This is a genomic window from Paenibacillus chitinolyticus NBRC 15660 (assembly GCF_000739915.1).
In the GTDB taxonomy this organism is placed as follows: Bacteria; Bacillota; Bacilli; order Paenibacillales; family NBRC-103111; genus Paenibacillus_F; species Paenibacillus_F chitinolyticus.
Genome location: NZ_BBJT01000011.1, coordinates 135160 through 150241, shown reverse-complemented (window position 1 = coordinate 150241; position 15082 = coordinate 135160). Strand labels below are relative to the sequence as shown.

The following is a 15082-nucleotide window of genomic DNA, read 5'->3' as shown; positions in this document are numbered from 1 at the left end:
CGGGATACAGGGGAGGAATTGGGACATGATTCATATCGGAGGCAGAGCGTACGAGCTGGTTACCGAACACCGGAACGGTTGGAATCAGGAAGTTTTCCGGGACCGTTACAGCGAAGTGCTCGAACGCTACGATTATATAGTGGGTGACTGGGGCTATAGTCAGCTGCGCCTCAGAGGATTTTTCCGTGAGAATCACAGCAAAGCGGGCAAGGAATCTTCGATTGTCTATCTTCAGGATTATTTGAACGAATACTGCAACTTCGGATGCGCTTATTTTATTCTGGAAAAGCTTCCGGGCAAGCATACTCCGCCCGAACAGACGGAGGAAGAAGCTGCGGCGGCGGAGGGAACTCCCAAGCCTTCCAGACATCAGGGCCAGGGACAGGGCGCTTCCAGAGCGGAGGCCAAGCAGGAGTCCCGTGAAGGCAAAAGCGAAACCCGGGAGCCGCGCGCCGACCATAAGCAGGAGGCTAGGGAATCCCGGCAGGAGCAGAGAGGTTCTTCGAACCGCTCCCAGCGCCAGCAGGACGGCGGCCGTGGGGATGCCCAGGTCTCCCAGAAGCAGGGCAAACCGCGTCCGCCGAGACAGCCCCGCGGGGATCAGCAGCGCGGTGAGCGTTCGACCGACGGCAAGCCGCACAATCAGCGTCAGGGCGGCGGCCAGGGCCAGAACAACAACCAGAACAACAACCGTCCTAAGCCTTCCCAAGCGGCCGAAACTCCGGCTCCGCCAACCGGTCCGGAATCTTCCGAATAATTCAGAGTACCAAGCATAAGCAAAACCCTCTGTTCCTCCTTATTAGGCATAAGGACAAACAGAGGGTTTTTATGTGTGTGCCCTTCCGGCAAAGGGGTTGACTGGCAAAATCAGTTTGCTTTGTTCGCTTTTTGTGCCAGGCGGACCAGCATGTGAGCGAGCATATGACGCTCTTCGTCGCGTCCTACATTCCAGAGCTCTCTCAGCAGATTTTCCTCCGCATTGCGAGGTTCCTCGTGAGCGGCCAGGTAGCCTGCTACTTTCTCGGCCGTTCTGGCGAGCTGCTCTTCACCCAGACCGAGGCTTTCACCCAGGTGGACGCGGCTTCCGAGGTATGATTTGAACTCCTCGAAGTTTTTCAGAATCTGTTCTTTCTCACCCGTATCCATGCGATTCATGACATCATTCACTTTACCTGTATCCAAAGTTCCGTTTTTGTCGACCATATGATTGTGTTCTGTCATCGTTAACGCCTCCTTGTATAAGGTCTGTATAATGTTACAAGACATCCTTACCCTAAGGTTTTCAGGTTGAACCGGTTCGAACATTTTTTTCGGGCGCATATCGTATTGGCTTGCCGTTCGGCATTCCTGTGGTTAAGAACAGCGGTATCATTCATCGCCTCAGGTGCATACCCGGCTTTGAGATTATCCTGTGCTTTCTCAAAAGCACGTTTTTTAGATAGCTCCCGTAAATGCCGGTTTATGAAAAAGCGGAGAATGAGCATGTGACTCTTCGTCTTTTTTTATTACCCATAAAAAGGAGATCAAGATCACTCAAGAATCCGAATCCAAAGCTTTAATCTCGTATGCCGTTCGCTATAACCGCCTCATGCTCATCGGCCTCCTCGAAATGAACCATGCCGCTGCCAGTAAAGCAAGAGCAACTAAAATCCCTGATTCTCCCGTCCAGAGCAGGACATTCTCGCCTTTGGAGAATGAATCGAAGACATCTTGGATCACGGCATTCCAGTAGGCGTGCAGGAAGAACGCAGGCCATACACTGCCGGTTGTTAGCCGCAGACACCCGATAATGTAACCGAAGGAGGTAACCGAAATCATAAATAAAAAGGCGGAGAGAGCAAGGTAGGGACCGGAATAATAATTCCCGGCAATCATTAAGGGAAGATGCCATAATCCCCAGATGATCCCGCTGGTCAGCATCGGGTAGGGAACGCGGGCGTCGATCAGCCTAGGGAGCATATAGCCTCGCCAGCCAAGCTCCTCTCCGACACTGCCGATGAGGCCGGTGATTGTGCCGATAACCATTTGCGTGAGCAAAAGTCCCAGAAATATTACGACAGGTGGAGCTTTTATGTACGTATCGGGTGTGACGAATTGTACCAGTCCCGTAATCCAAGCAGTTCCGTACGCAACCAGGTCAATGACTACAGGAAACAGCAGTATAAAAGGCAAAGTCCTCCACGTACGCCGTCCTCCGACCCGCAGGGAAATATCGGCTATGCCTTCACGCAGCAGCAAACGGGTGAAAATGGAGGACAAGCCCGGCGTCCACATCAGGAACAGGACAAAGATCGGGTACTTCATAGTCAGCACATAGCCTAGTACGGAAAGAGGGATGAGCATTGCGAAGAAAACGAGAAGTCCCTTCCGAGCAAAACAAATACGCTCCTTCTCCCCTTCTGACCCTCTGACGGACGTGCTGCCAAAGTTAGTTTTCATGATTGCAGCCCTCTTTTCAAAGTATGTATAACCATTTAGAAGTATAGCAATCGCTCCACCTTGATCATAACGAGCTCAAGTCCAGTTTTTTCCTAGCCTGCAGCCTAGTACGAATGAGAATACAGGTTGGACGACTCACGTTAACGTAATCAACCATTTTTGCCGAGCGGCAGAGGGGTTCGATCGAGAATGCCCGGATGGAGTGATCTGTCCATGCTTCAGCGCCTTTACCGGTTCCGTTTAGGCGGGGCCAGCCGTAGCTTCTCTGATTGCTCAGAAGCCGGGCCAGCCGACCGGGCTTATACAACGATTGTGAAAAATAGCGGCACAGGGGACCGGCAAATTCGCAAAACGTGAGATGACGCAGTAAAAGAGGGAAACCGAAACCGAAACCCAACACCGAAACCCGACACAACAACACAAAAAAACGGGACGTTCCGGCAGCGTAAGCTTGCCGGGAACGTCCCGTTCGCTATTTGCGGGAGCCCGTCCGGGACACCCGTGAAAAACATTACTGAAATTCGTGGCCGATGAACGCTTCGCGGACCCGGTTCCAGAACGGGAACGGGCGGTAGCGGGCGAATTTCACCTTCAGATTCGGGCTCACCCGGCACCGGATCGATTCCACATCGCTGCGCTGCACATATTGATAATCGAACGCCAGGTAAACCGGATGCTTCGATTTGGGGTAAATGTCGCAGTGGTGATGCATCGGAAGCAGCATCGGCGAGCCGAGCGTCCGGTAGACGCGGTTGTTGATGGACGCAATCTCGGCAATCTGGATCGCGGCCAGGGACGGATGCACGATGGCGCCGCCCAGACTTTTGTTGTAAGCGGTGCTGCCGGAAGGAGTGGACACGCAAATGCCGTCTCCGCGGAACATCTCGAACATTTCATCGTTGATGTCAACTTGGGCGACAAGCGTGTTCTCGATTCCTTTTAACGTGAATTCATTTAAAGCCAGACGCTGCTCTACACCTTGGGAAGAATGAATTTCAATTTCCAGAATAGGGTATTGAACAATGCGCATGTCCTGATTGATTTCTCCGTTATGCATAAGCTCTACCAGGTAATCGAGCTGGTCGGGTTTCCAGTCGGCAAAGAAACCGAGATGCCCGGTATGAATGCCCACAAAAGAAATACGGTCCAGTTTATCCGCAAATTGATGGAAGGCGATCAGCATAGTGCCGTCCCCTCCTATGGATACAACAACCTCGGGTTCCTGCTCGTCGAGCTCCATGCCGTATTGTCCGGCCAATTCGTGAAAACGGCGGGCCAGACCGGCGGATACATCATCCTGACGCTGCACTAAGAAATATTTCAACACGTTTCCTCCTAAGAAGATGTTTGTTCGCAATAGGTATCAATGAGATTCAATGACGAAAGGGGAACGTCATGAAATTCAATGCCGACGCGATAAGAATCGCTGCTGAAGGGCGTGCTGCTCCGAACTTCGCCTGTCAGGAGAAGCGGAGCTTCAACTTCAGGCAAATGGAAGGATAATTCCAACATTAGGGATTCGATCATTCTGTGCGAAGTGATCATAGAAGTACCGCTTCGGCTGATTTCCAGAAGCTGCCCTATAAAGGCGGGCGTGTCCTCGGCGGAATTCTGCCGGGCTCCGATCACACGACAAGTGGCGTTCGTGAGCGGAGGCAGAGGCTTCCTGATGTGCCTGCGGTTTTGATAGGAGTACAACTCCTGCGGAGAGACGAGCTTCAGCACGCAAGAGGAGACTTCCGGGTCAAGCTGTACAAGATCGACAAAAGAATAATAGTTGATCCCCTGATCCTGGAAGGAGAATTCGATAAAAGAAATCTGCTCCAGTTTATCAAGCGGATTGGCGAGATCAAAATATACATGCACCGAAAAAAAGTCCAAGCCGGCTTCGCGCAAAAACACGCGGGTTTCCAAGCAAAAGGGCTGACCATCGGCGTTTTCTCCGACAATGATCAGCTTGCACTCCGTTTTCGGTACGAGAATATGTTGGGTCAGCGCATACGTCCAATTCATCATTATCACCATGGTTCCATGCGGCGGCATCCAGATTAGGTACACTCATTCATAACGAACCTTCTTTTCTCATAATAATCAATTACGGCCGATAACACAATGCTTAGACTCTGTAAAGCTTTACAGGAAAGAGCAGCGGCGGGGAAGCTTGTTTGCCCGGATGCCCATAATTCGCCGTTTCCGCGCCGAGGCTGAGGTTTCTTACGATGCGGCGAGGCTTCCGGAGCCGCGGCTGACGGTTCACTTTTTGCATGGCCGATTCATAAGATGAATTGACAGAATATTCTTTCAAACGGTTCGTTTCAGGAAGGAGTGAAGAAGATAAAGCGAGAATAAAATAAACAGGGAACCGGCGAAGACAACGAACGCGAGCGGAAAAAGCGTCAGCCATCCGGTAGCGCCGTCCGTTCCGAATTTCCCGGCAGGCAGGGCGTTCTCCAGAAGAAACCCTATTGGCCTCATCGGTTTCCACAGCACAAACACAAGCACCGAAGCGAGTAAACTATGTAGAATGCGGGCCGTCAAAAATGGCGCGTAACGCATGTTCGTCTGGCTCAGGACGCTCACGATCTGGGCATGAACGGATAGCCCTCCCCAGGAAAGAATAAAGGCGGCCGCGGCTGTCTTGAATACGAGCAGGGTCGAATCGTCCATGCCGCCTGCCGCTTTGGCGCCGAGTGTAACTTCGAATGTGCCTCCGATCAGCGCATCAGAGAGGGCCGGAGGGAGCTGAAGCACGTTCAGGAACATGCGCAGCAGGCCGGAGAGCATGTGAATGACACCGCTCATGGTTAGCATTTCAAGCACAACGGAGAAAAAGACTACGAGGCTGCCCAGCAGAAAAATCAGGTTCAGCGAATTCCGAACCCCTTGGGCCAGCAAAGTGCCGAAAGGCCGTCCGTCTTCCAGCCGTGCCTTGTGCATCGCTTTGAAGGCGCGGGCCCAGACGGACGAACGATTGCCTGCGGCAGCACGCGGAGCGGGCGTTGAAGGAGCCCCTCTTCCATGAAACCGCATCAGAAAGCCGACAAGCAGGGCGCCCCCGTAATGGGCGGCCGCGAGCACGGCGGCGAGGGAAGCGTCATGGAAGAAACCGACGCAGACGGCTCCGATGAGGAAGATGGGATCGGAGCTTGTCGTGAAGGCGACAAGGCGCTCGCCTTCCTCCCGGTTGACGAGCCTGTCCTTCCAGAGCTGCGAAGTCAGCTTCGCACCGACCGGATAGCCGGAGGCGAAGCCCATGGCCACCACGAATCCGCCGATTCCGGGTATACGAAAAACGGGACGCATCATGGGATCGAAGATCATGCCGAAAAAGTGGACGATTCCGAATCCGAGAAGCACCTCGGAAATAACGAAGAAAGGGAATAAGGCCGGAAAGAGCACGCCCCACCAGATGGCGACGCCGTGAACCGCCGCCGCGAGACTTTCGCGGGGATAGGCGACCATAAGCGCAGCGATGCCGATGATCAGTACACACAAAGGAATAAGGGTAAAGACGGAACGCCTCGACATGGGGTTTGTACACCTCCTCCTTAACGTATATGTGCGCAGGGAGAGAAACATGTTTTTTGTAAGCGTATACTTAGTTTTCGAAAACACTGGAAGTTGAACTTAAGTGTGGTACAATGGTACTAAACCTGGTTTTTCATCCTGTAACCGTGGGAGTGAAACTTATGGCTGGAGTAATTTCTGGACTGCTGGTATGCTTTTTTGTTTACGTGATAAGGGAAGCCCTTATAAATGCGGCGGAAGACGATCTGGAAGGATATTGAGCCGAGCAGTCAGGTCTGTTTAGTGCTGGTGTCCTCAGGTTGTTCCGCGCCGACGATTTTAGTTGCCAAAGGATGACCTCAGCATGAATATCGATGATTCAACGACAACGCTGTACGAACGCATGGGCGGGGAGCCTGTCCTTCGCAGGCTGGTAGAAGCCTTCTATCCGAAGGTGCAGGAGAATCCGCTGCTCGGTCCTCTATTTCCGGAAGATATCCGTCCGGTGATGGAGAAACAAATTCAGTTTCTTACCCAATTTTTCGGAGGGCCCATGCTTTATACGATGGAGCACGGACATCCGATGATGCGGGCGCGCCATATGCCTTTTCCCGTTACGCGAGAAAGAGCGGATGCCTGGCTGTCCTGCATGCGCGAGGCTGCCCGGGAAATCGGTCTTCCCGATGATTTGGCGGGGATTCTGCTTGCAAGATTGCAGGCGCCGGCCTATCATTTCGTGAATCAGGAATAAGGGGAAGAACACGTCCGGCAGGAATGCTTCTCTAGTCCCCTAAAATTTCAAAACGCTTATTGAAACACGCATGCTGTCTTTCGCATGGTACTTCAATAAGCGTTTTGTTGTTCTAGGAGCGCTGGCTCCGGAGATTCGCTGCACAGGGTAATCCTGTTTTTACCCGTATTTTTGGAGATATACAGGGCACGGTCCGCTTCATCGATCAGCAGCTGCAGATCCGCAGCGGCATCCGCGGCGGAAGAGATGCCGATCGAAACGGTGACGGGCGTCGTTTCCGCATGCTCGAACGGATGAGCTGCAACGGCAAGCCGGATTTTCTCGGCATACTCCCGCAGCTTGACGGGATCGGTCTCCGTGCTCATCAGGATGAATTCTTCGCCCCCGTAACGGGCGACATAATCGTGCTCCGCGACCACATTCTTGAGCAGGCGTCCCGTTTCCCGGAGAAGCTGATCCCCGTGAAGGTGGCCCCAGCAGTCGTTATACTGCTTGAAATTGTCGATGTCGATCATAAAAATGGAAACCGCACGAAAGCCGAGCGTACGACCCGCTATTTCAAAAAAGCTCCTCAGATTCGGGAGCCCCGTAAGCAGATCCTGGCTTGCCTTCATTTCGAGCTTGCGCTGGTTCAGCCACTTGGCGTTTTCGTCGTTGCTCATCCCGATCAGGAGGCAGACGGAGACAGCCGACACGACGGACATAAACAGCAGCGGGTACGATTCGCTCAGCGCGTGTCCTCCCGTATGCACGGCCGCGTAAATGACGACCTGGGTGAGAAACAGGAGCACGCTGATTTTCAAACCGGCCCGGATCGGAATCGGCTTGCTGCCGGTCCTGAATTCCGAACGATGAAAGCCCGAACTGAGAACAGCCGGGATAATCAAGCTTTGCAGCGTCTGCATCATCCACATGGAATCTTCCGTCGTCACAATGGAATAGATCGTGGGGAGCAGGGTGGAGAAAAGGGCATTGCCGAGCCCGTAGCGGAGCCCCGCCATGACGACGGGAAGGTAGCGCAGGTCTACGGCGCCCGTATCCAGCGAGAGCGGCTGTTGCATGAGCAGAATGCAGGCCAGGCCGGTCAGTACGGGTGAAGCTATTTTTTCATAATTTTCAAAAAAATGCATGCGCTGTATTTTAAGCGCCAGATAGCTGAGGGTGACCAGGGTACAAGCAATGGTGAGGGCAACCAGATATTCACTCAAGCGGAACCACTCCTCGTTATTGCAATGGATGGCTCGTCTTACCGTTTTCTGAAAGGCCGGTCCGCAAGCAAATAATCCGTGTCCGTGTCCACCAGCGTCACTTTCTCACGGCAGCAGGGAAACACGAGAAGTCTTTTCTTGCCTTCATGGATCGGAAGTAAGTCTTTAGTCCTTAAAGGCAGGAGAACGTTAGATTGGCTGCAGAACGGGCACTCGGCTACATAAATATCTTTCAAAACGGTTTCATAAGGCCATGTATGACTAAAAGGAAGCATCATTTTACTTCGTTTCACTTTCGGAATCCGGCGCCGGATCCTTATCGGGCTTGGACGAAGCGAGCTCGGCCAGCTTTTGCAGCAGGATATGCTGGGGCATGTGCATCAGGTGCTCGAGCGGTACGCCCAGGTGCTTGGCAAGCTTCACCGCCGTGTCCGGAGAAATGTTCAAGGGTTTCATTAGACCTATCCTTTCTTCGGGAAAAATGGTTCTTTTTATCTATTGATAGCATATTTCTTAGGAAGAAGCAATTGCGTGAATAAACGGTCCCTCCTCCATACTGTATCCTATTGAGTGACCTCTCACAACAAGGCGGAAGACCCTTCTTTTGTTTGCAGGAAGTTTATGGTTTAATGTTACCGTAGGTCAATTTAGTCTTTACCCTCTAATCGGAAAGGTGGATTACACATGCATACACCGTTGAATCAGACTTGGGATCTGGACGTATTTTTCCCGGGCGGAAGCGAATCTCCCCAGTTTGCCTCGTTTCTGAACGATCTGGATGGCGATATCGCCGGATTCCGCGCCAGTCTCGAGAAAGCGTCGTCCCCTCAATCCGCCGGCGATTCGGCTGGCTTTAAGGCTCTAATAGATCAGTATCAGGGCATCTTAAAACGAATTCGTGAAGCGGATTCATTCGTAGGTTGCCTCGCGGCCGATAATCAGAAGGATAAGAAAGCCGTCCAGCTTGGCGGTAAAGTGAAAACGCTCTATGCCGATTTCCTGGCATCCCTGACCCGTCTGGACCCCGTTATCACGGGAACGCCGGATGACGTCTGGAGCGCTTTGCTTGAGCAGGAAGGTCTCCGCGAGATCGCGTTTTCCCTGAACGAGCGCAGAACGCAGGCGAAAGAGAAGCTTCCGCCGGAGCAGGAAGCGCTGATCAGCGACTTGGCCGTTGACGGTTATCACGGCTGGAACGACCTCTACAACACGACGGTGAGCCAGTTCCGCATGGTGGTGGAAGAGAACGGCGAGCGCCAGGAGTTGTCGGCGGGCCAGGCTTTTAACCGCCTGCATACGCCGGAACTTGCGAAGCGCACCGAGCTTTTCAACCGGTGGGAAGAGGCATGGGCCGAGAAAGCCGACTTTGCGGCGGAAGCTCTTAACCATATCGCCGGCTTCAGGCTGCAGGTTTACAAACAGCGCGGCTGGGATTCCGTACATAAAGAACCGCTTGAAATCAACCGCATGAGCAAGCAGACGCTCGATGTGATGTGGGACGTCATTACCCGCAATAAGGGCGTGCTCGTCGATTATCTGAACCGCAAAGCACAGCTGCTGGGTCTTGAAAAGCTGGCGTGGGCGGATGTGGACGCTCCTCTGGAAGGCGGAACGAAGACCGTCGGCTACGACGAAGGCGCCAAGCTGATCGTCGACCAGTTCCGCGACTTCAGCCCGCGTCTGGCGGATTATGCCGCGCAGGCGTTCGAGAACCGCTGGATCGAAGCGGAAGATCGCGCAGGCAAGCGTCCGGGCGGCTTCTGTACGTCGTTCCCGCTGGCGAAGCAGACGCGCATTTTCATGACCTACAGCGGAACGCTGAACAACCTGTCCACGCTCGCTCACGAGCTCGGCCACGGCTTCCATCAGTATCTGATGGATGATATGCCGGCGCTGGCCCAGGAATACGCCATGAACGTGGCGGAGACGGCTTCCACATTCGCGGAGCTGATCGTCTCCGACGCGGCTGTAAAAGCGGCCGTCAGCGACGACGAGCGCATCGTCCTGCTGGAAGACAAAATTCAGCGCGCGGTCGCGTTCTTCATGAACATTCACGCCCGCTTTATTTTCGAGACCAACTTCTACGACGAGCGCCGCAAAGGTCTCGTAAGCGCAGACCGCCTCAGCGAGCTGATGGTCCAAGCGCAGAAAGATGCGTTTAATGATTCGCTCAGCGCTTATCATCCTCATTTCTGGGCGGCGAAACTGCACTTCTACGCGACGGATGTGCCGTTCTACAATTTCCCGTATACGTTCGGTTTCCTGTTCAGCGCGGGCATTTATGCGCGTGCGCTCGAAGAAGGAACCGCGTTCGAGGACAAATACGCGGCGCTTCTCCGGGATACCGGCAGCATGACGGTCGAAGAGCTGGCTCACAAGCATCTCGGCGTCGATCTGACCCAGCCGGATTTCTGGCAGAGCGCGGTCGATACCGTTATCGAAGACGTGAACGAATTCATGCGCCTGACGGAAGGCAAAGTGAAGTAAAACCGTTCCTTGCAGCCCAAAGAACCTTCGAATCCACCATTGTGGATTCGAAGGTTCTTTTTACATGAACACCCGGCGGACCGGAATTAAATTTTCTCATAATTTAAAAATTTGAATCGTCTGCTCCAGCTGTTTAACGGAACGTGTCATTTGCTCGCACCGGCTAACCATTTCGAGAACGCCGCTGATCTGCTCGTTCATCGAAGCGGACACTTCCTCCGTTCCCGCAGCGGACTGCTCGGTAATTGCGGAGATGTTCTCCATCGTTGCGGAAATTTGACGTGCGCCTGCCAGCATACTGTCGCTCTCTTCGGCAAATTCTCCGATCCGGTCGGAAATAAAACGGACGGCGTTAAAAATATCGGAGAAAACGGCTTCGGTATCCTGGATCAGCTCCGTCTGTCTGCCGACGGCTTCCTCATTTACTTCGATATGAGACAGAGCCTGGCGAATGCCGGATTCGATGGCCGTGACCAGCCCGAAAACTTCCCTCGTCTGGGTCGTTGCTTCTTCGGCCAGTTTCCTCACCTCCTGCGCAACTACGGCAAATCCCCGCCCTTGTTCCCCCGCTCTTGCCGCTTCTATGGACGCGTTCAGCGACAAGAGATTGGTTTGTTCGGCAATTTCCGAGATTGCCTTGGTGATTTTGGAAATTCCTGCCGTTTGTTCCGCAAGAGTGCGGATTGTGTCGGAAACGCGCGCGGTAGCTTCGACATTTCTTTTCATGCCTTGCCCCTGTATTTCGACAGCTTCACGGCCTTTGTCGACGAGCGACAGCATTTGCTCGGAACGGGCATTCATCGTTTGGGTCGACCCCGCAAAGTTCGAAACCTTCTGTTCGATATCTTTTGTAGATACGGAGATGGTGGAGACTTCTTCCGAAATCTGTCCGGCTCCCGAGGCGAGTTCCTGGGCGGAAACCGTCACCTGCTGAAGAACGTCCTTGAGCTGCAAGTTCTGGGAATAGATGCTTTGGCTCGTATCGACGACTTGTCTCGTGATGGAGCCGGTTTCGCCCAAAATGCCGCGCAGCTTGTCGATCATGCTGTTGAAGGAACGTCCGAGATCGCCCAAGGCATCGTCTGTTGTCGCATCCACCTTGCGGGAGAAATCGCCTTTGGAGATGTTGAGAGCCGCGCGGGTAAGGTCTTCAACAGGTTCCGTAAGCGCTCTCTCAAACCAGCGGACGAAAGGGAAACTTGCCGCCAGCATAACCGCGAGAAAAATAAAGCCGATCAAGCGGTTGAAACCGGGAAGCAGGAGAAGGAGAAGCAGCGCCGCGGAATAAACGGCGATCAAGCCGTAACAGCCGGCCAGCAGCTTGCTTTTAAAGGAGAGAGACGACCAGTTCTTCATACATAACGCTCCTATAGACAGAATGAATTCAAAATGTAACATATTTCCTGCGGCCATTATATCACCGGGTTTTATAAGGGTCTATAGTTTTATTTGGTGTAAAAAAAGTGAGTGAAAAGACCTAAAAAAGAAAGGGGTACATAGGTCTTGAAATAAATTTTTGATTAATTTTTTGTAGGAAAAATCATATGAAATGTGACTTTAAGGCGGATTTTAGCGAGAAAAAGATTGAAAAAAATAAAATTAATGTAAAATTTTGTTGTATTAGATCTAAAGACACATTATACTGTGGCTACATGCCTAGAATATACAAATTCATACAATTTTAAGAGAGACATTAGGGGGAAAATCATGATTATTGAACCGATTTCATTGGTACGTCAAGTTGAAATTGTATTTACCGAGCTTCGGCAGGAATTGAGCGAGTTAAACTCGGGAACGGTCTTTTTGCAGATCCGCAACAATGCGGTCGGAAAGTTCGGCGTCCGGCATAATCCTCTCGAAGGAAGGGATGGGGTTGTGCAGAAGAGCGGGACGGGTCTGACGGAATCCCAGTGGCAGGCTTTCCGGAAGCTTGCGCTTGATTCTCTGAAGTACAAAGTGAATTGGACGCACGGGGAAATTACGTTTGATTTCACGGTAAAGAAAGAAACGCTGTATGCCAGCGTCATGTTCGAATCGAACTATAACATGTCCAGCCTCATCCGCGGATAAGGACGTTCAAAACAAGCAAAAAGGTGGCTGTTTCGGCCACCTTTTTTGGTCGTGCTTAAGTATGTTTGAATCAGACGATTAACGTCCCAATTTGCCTGCCAGCTGTTGCTCGGCGATTTGAACCAGTCTGCGAGTGATGTGTCCACCGATCGCGCCTGTGTCGCGAGTAGCCATGTAACCGTAGTAGCCGTCTTGAGGAATTTGAATACCAAGCTCTTGAGCGACTTCGTATTTCAGCTGGTCCAAAGCTTGGTTAGCTTGTGGAACAACCAGTGTGTTGCTGCTGCGGGATTGTCCTGCACCCATTCATATCACCTCCTTCGGTAATGGGTAGTATGAACCGTTTTGTTAAAAATACTCATGCCTGAAAAAAATATTTTAACTTGTCGAAAAGGGTTTGGATAGAGGTGTATAAATAGGTAGAAAAAGTCGAAAGCGTCGAAAAAAATAAAAGAAAAGAGGCTTTTACGAAGGGCGGCAAGGGGGCTTTATGAACGGGCGTAATCCCGCCGTTTTGTGATAAACTATAGGCCGGGGATTGGACAGACATTCGCAAGCTTGTCCGGAACGACCCCTTTGCATGGAAAGGAAGGGAAGTATGGCCGAGAAAAAGTTTTATGTGGTATGGGTGGGCAGAACCCCGGGAATTTATTCGACTTGGGCCCAGTGCAAGGAGCAGACCGATGCGTTCCCGCAGGCCAAATACAAGTCGTATCCCACGGAAGCCGAGGCGCGGGCCGCTTACGAACGCGGCTGGCAGAAGTCGCTCGATTTCGGAGCGAAGAAAAAGTCCGCGGGAGCGGGGAGTTCCGGGAAATCCGAGGCGCCTCCCGAAGTGGACTATGACAGCATTTCCGTCGATGTGGGCTGTTCCGGTAATCCCGGAATCGTGGAATACAAAGGCGTGGATACGAAGACGGGCGAAGTGATTTTCTACAGGGGACCGATTTCCAAAGGAACGAACAATATGGGGGAGTTTCTCGCCATTGTTCATGCTCTCGCCTATCTGCAAAAGCAGGGAAGCAGCAAAACCATTTATACGGATTCGATGACCGCCCTCAGCTGGCTCCGCAAAAAAGAGGTCGCTTCCAATCTGGTCAGGGACGCTTCGACCAAAGAAATATGGACCTTGGTAGACCGCGCGCTTGAGTGGATACGCACCAACACATACACCAATAAAATCGTGAAATGGGATACTAAGAAGTGGGGAGAAATCAAGGCCGATTTCGGCCGTAAATAAGCCAAGCTCTTAGTCCGGAATGGTTTCCGGGCTGAGAGCTTTTTTAGTTTGTGCGCAAGAAGGACGCCTCGGGGCCTGCGCAAGTGCGCCTAAAATTTTCGTTGACGAAAAGAAGGACGTACAGTATGATATGCCTTAATCCAACTGGAATACTTGGATTAAAGAGAACTTTTACACAGAAAATGAACAACGGGGGAGAGGGAACTATGAAAGGGATACGCAAAGTTGTCCATGTTTTCACTATGATGATTCTGATCGTCGGTCTGGTGGCGGCATGCGGCAAAGCAAACACGGAGACAACTACGGGATCGGCTGCGCAGACACCTGGCGCTTCGCCGGCTGGCGGTGATAAAGCAAATGCCTTGGCGGGCAAGAAAGTCGCGCTGATTATGCGTCAGAATCTGGGCACATTCTCGGCTCAATACGTGGAAGGCGTGAAGGAGCAGGTTACCAAGCTTGGCGGTACGGTAACGGTGATTCCTGCCGACGGCGATCTGACGAAGATGGCTTCCAACCTCGATGCGGCCGTCAACCAGAAATTCGATGGTATTCTGCTCGACCACGGAACACCGGATGCCCTTCAGAGCGGCATTAATAAAGCCGTGGAGAAAAAAATTCCGATTGTCGCATTTGATTCCAACGTCAAAGGACCCGGTATCGTCGCACTGGAACAGAACGACCAGAAGCTGGCCGAACTGACGCTGGAGCAGCTCGGTAAAGACGCCGGCGGCAAGGGCAACATCGTCAAAGTGTGGGTGGCAGGTTTCCCTCCGATGGAGAGCCGCCAGATCGCTTACAAAGCATTCTTGGATAAGAATAAAGACATTAAAGAAATCGCGGCGTTCGGCAACGCGCAGAACCCGGCTTTGGATACGCAGGCGCAAATGGAAGCGATCTTGAAAAAGTATCCGAACAAAGGCGATATTACGGCCGTATGGGCGGCTTGGGACGAGTTCGCCAAAGGCGCAACGCGCGCCATTCAGCAGGCGGGCCGCACGGAAATTAAAGTATACGGCATCGACATGAGCGACGAGGATCTTCAGCTCATTCAGGATGCGAACAGCTCCTGGGTAGCTTCGGCCGCTGTCGATCCGAAAGATATCGGACGCATTCAGGTCCGCTACCTGTATCAGAAGCTTCACGGGGATCAGACTCCGGAGAAAGTGGTCCTGGAGCCGGTATTCGTCTCCCGCGACCAACTGCCGAAAGACAAGAAAGTTACGACGGCGGAACTCAGCCAGCATGTGCAAGGCTGGGGCAACAGCCAGCAAGGTTACACCGATTGGCTTAAGGAAGCCGAGAAACAGTCGGGCAAATAAGAAGAACACGCGAAATCCCATCGGGTTGTTGACGATGGGATTTTGAAAGTTCGGGGAGGAG

At 52.4% G+C, this 15082-nt stretch carries 16 protein-coding genes; 6 read left to right on the top strand and 10 right to left on the bottom strand.

Annotation, left to right across the window (positions count from 1 at the left end):
* The first annotated feature begins 25 nt into the window (after window positions 1-25).
* Window positions 26-757: a YutD family protein gene (locus PCH01S_RS23170; protein ID WP_042233582.1), complete on the top strand. Its 732-nt coding sequence runs from the start codon at window positions 26-28 to the stop codon at window positions 755-757.
* Window positions 758-867: 110 nt separating this feature from the next.
* On the opposite strand, the gene PCH01S_RS23165 is transcribed toward PCH01S_RS23170, so the two are convergent.
* From PCH01S_RS23165 to ylbJ, 5 genes are all read right to left on the bottom strand, one after another.
* Window positions 868-1221: a DUF3243 domain-containing protein gene (locus PCH01S_RS23165; RefSeq protein WP_042233579.1), complete on the bottom strand. Its 354-nt coding sequence runs from the start codon at window positions 1219-1221 to the stop codon at window positions 868-870.
* 354 nt (window positions 1222-1575) lie between these two features.
* Window positions 1576-2439 carry a type II CAAX endopeptidase family protein gene (locus PCH01S_RS23155; protein WP_042233575.1) on the bottom strand — a complete coding sequence of 288 codons (864 nt, stop codon included), beginning with the start codon at window positions 2437-2439 and terminating at the stop codon, window positions 1576-1578.
* Window positions 2440-2950: 511 nt separating this feature from the next.
* A complete protein-coding gene (locus PCH01S_RS23150) occupies window positions 2951-3763 on the bottom strand; it encodes an NAD kinase (RefSeq protein WP_042233573.1) in 813 nt (270 codons plus the stop codon).
* A gap of 11 nt (window positions 3764-3774) precedes the next feature.
* Window positions 3775-4452, bottom strand: a complete 678-nt coding sequence (locus PCH01S_RS23145; RefSeq protein WP_255246863.1) for a PilZ domain-containing protein — start codon at window positions 4450-4452, stop codon at window positions 3775-3777.
* A 288-nt stretch (window positions 4453-4740) separates the two neighbouring features.
* Complete coding sequence (ylbJ, locus tag PCH01S_RS23135; protein ID WP_042233568.1) at window positions 4741-5967, bottom strand: sporulation integral membrane protein YlbJ; 1227 nt, start codon at window positions 5965-5967, stop codon at window positions 4741-4743.
* A 343-nt stretch (window positions 5968-6310) separates the two neighbouring features.
* On the opposite strand from ylbJ, the gene PCH01S_RS23130 reads away from it, so the two are divergent.
* A complete protein-coding gene (locus tag PCH01S_RS23130; RefSeq protein ID WP_042233566.1) occupies window positions 6311-6697 on the top strand; it encodes a globin domain-containing protein in 387 nt (128 codons plus the stop codon).
* 92 nt (window positions 6698-6789) lie between these two features.
* Here the strand turns inward: PCH01S_RS23130 and PCH01S_RS23125 are convergent, their stop codons facing one another.
* From PCH01S_RS23125 to PCH01S_RS29960, 3 genes are read right to left on the bottom strand one after another with little or no spacing between them, the layout of a single operon-like run.
* The gene (locus PCH01S_RS23125; protein WP_042233563.1) at window positions 6790-7905 is read right to left on the bottom strand and encodes a GGDEF domain-containing protein; all 1116 of its coding nucleotides are present in this window, start codon (window positions 7903-7905) and stop codon (window positions 6790-6792) included.
* 38 nt (window positions 7906-7943) lie between these two features.
* Window positions 7944-8180 carry a hypothetical protein gene (locus PCH01S_RS31495; protein WP_231392066.1) on the bottom strand — a complete coding sequence of 79 codons (237 nt, stop codon included), beginning with the start codon at window positions 8178-8180 and terminating at the stop codon, window positions 7944-7946.
* A 4-nt stretch (window positions 8181-8184) separates the two neighbouring features.
* Window positions 8185-8361 carry a YycC family protein gene (locus PCH01S_RS29960; protein ID WP_084706668.1) on the bottom strand — a complete coding sequence of 59 codons (177 nt, stop codon included), beginning with the start codon at window positions 8359-8361 and terminating at the stop codon, window positions 8185-8187.
* A 228-nt stretch (window positions 8362-8589) separates the two neighbouring features.
* On the opposite strand from PCH01S_RS29960, the gene PCH01S_RS23115 reads away from it, so the two are divergent.
* A complete protein-coding gene (locus tag PCH01S_RS23115; RefSeq protein WP_042233561.1) occupies window positions 8590-10392 on the top strand; it encodes a M3 family oligoendopeptidase in 1803 nt (600 codons plus the stop codon).
* Between the two features lie 96 nt (window positions 10393-10488).
* Here the strand turns inward: PCH01S_RS23115 and PCH01S_RS23110 are convergent, their stop codons facing one another.
* Window positions 10489-11748 carry a methyl-accepting chemotaxis protein gene (locus PCH01S_RS23110; RefSeq protein ID WP_042233559.1) on the bottom strand — a complete coding sequence of 420 codons (1260 nt, stop codon included), beginning with the start codon at window positions 11746-11748 and terminating at the stop codon, window positions 10489-10491.
* A 351-nt stretch (window positions 11749-12099) separates the two neighbouring features.
* Between PCH01S_RS23110 and PCH01S_RS23105 the strand changes: the two genes are divergently transcribed.
* Window positions 12100-12462, top strand: coding sequence for a hypothetical protein (locus tag PCH01S_RS23105; protein ID WP_042233556.1), 363 nt, complete (start codon window positions 12100-12102; stop codon window positions 12460-12462).
* Window positions 12463-12540: 78 nt separating this feature from the next.
* Here PCH01S_RS23105 and PCH01S_RS23100 read toward each other — a convergent pair whose 3' ends face one another.
* Window positions 12541-12768, bottom strand: coding sequence for an alpha/beta-type small acid-soluble spore protein (locus tag PCH01S_RS23100; RefSeq protein ID WP_009673104.1), 228 nt, complete (start codon window positions 12766-12768; stop codon window positions 12541-12543).
* A 292-nt stretch (window positions 12769-13060) separates the two neighbouring features.
* Between PCH01S_RS23100 and rnhA the strand changes: the two genes are divergently transcribed.
* Window positions 13061-13702: a ribonuclease H gene (rnhA, locus tag PCH01S_RS23095; RefSeq protein ID WP_042233554.1), complete on the top strand. Its 642-nt coding sequence runs from the start codon at window positions 13061-13063 to the stop codon at window positions 13700-13702.
* A gap of 206 nt (window positions 13703-13908) precedes the next feature.
* Window positions 13909-15021 (top strand): sugar ABC transporter substrate-binding protein, encoded by a 1113-nt coding sequence (locus PCH01S_RS23090; protein WP_042233552.1) that lies wholly within the window; start codon window positions 13909-13911, stop codon window positions 15019-15021.
* The last annotated feature ends 61 nt before the right edge of the window (window positions 15022-15082 follow it).

Bases quoted from the DNA above. Each gene is read 5' to 3' on its own strand.
- PCH01S_RS23170 (WP_042233582.1), top strand. From the start codon at position 26: ATGATTCATATCGGAGGCAGAGCGTACGAGCTGGTTACCGAACACCGG.
- PCH01S_RS23165 (WP_042233579.1), bottom strand. From the start codon at position 1,221: ATGACAGAACACAATCATATGGTCGACAAAAACGGAACTTTGGATACA.
- PCH01S_RS23155 (WP_042233575.1), bottom strand. From the start codon at position 2,439: ATGAAAACTAACTTTGGCAGCACGTCCGTCAGAGGGTCAGAAGGGGAG.
- PCH01S_RS23145 (WP_255246863.1), bottom strand. From the start codon at position 4,452: ATGAATTGGACGTATGCGCTGACCCAACATATTCTCGTACCGAAAACG.
- ylbJ (WP_042233568.1), bottom strand. From the start codon at position 5,967: ATGTCGAGGCGTTCCGTCTTTACCCTTATTCCTTTGTGTGTACTGATC.
- PCH01S_RS23130 (WP_042233566.1), top strand. From the start codon at position 6,311: ATGAATATCGATGATTCAACGACAACGCTGTACGAACGCATGGGCGGG.
- PCH01S_RS31495 (WP_231392066.1), bottom strand. From the start codon at position 8,180: ATGCTTCCTTTTAGTCATACATGGCCTTATGAAACCGTTTTGAAAGAT.
- PCH01S_RS29960 (WP_084706668.1), bottom strand. From the start codon at position 8,361: ATGAAACCCTTGAACATTTCTCCGGACACGGCGGTGAAGCTTGCCAAG.
- PCH01S_RS23115 (WP_042233561.1), top strand. From the start codon at position 8,590: ATGCATACACCGTTGAATCAGACTTGGGATCTGGACGTATTTTTCCCG.
- PCH01S_RS23110 (WP_042233559.1), bottom strand. From the start codon at position 11,748: ATGAAGAACTGGTCGTCTCTCTCCTTTAAAAGCAAGCTGCTGGCCGGC.
- PCH01S_RS23105 (WP_042233556.1), top strand. From the start codon at position 12,100: ATGATTATTGAACCGATTTCATTGGTACGTCAAGTTGAAATTGTATTT.
- PCH01S_RS23100 (WP_009673104.1), bottom strand. From the start codon at position 12,768: ATGGGTGCAGGACAATCCCGCAGCAGCAACACACTGGTTGTTCCACAA.
- rnhA (WP_042233554.1), top strand. From the start codon at position 13,061: ATGGCCGAGAAAAAGTTTTATGTGGTATGGGTGGGCAGAACCCCGGGA.
- PCH01S_RS23090 (WP_042233552.1), top strand. From the start codon at position 13,909: ATGAAAGGGATACGCAAAGTTGTCCATGTTTTCACTATGATGATTCTG.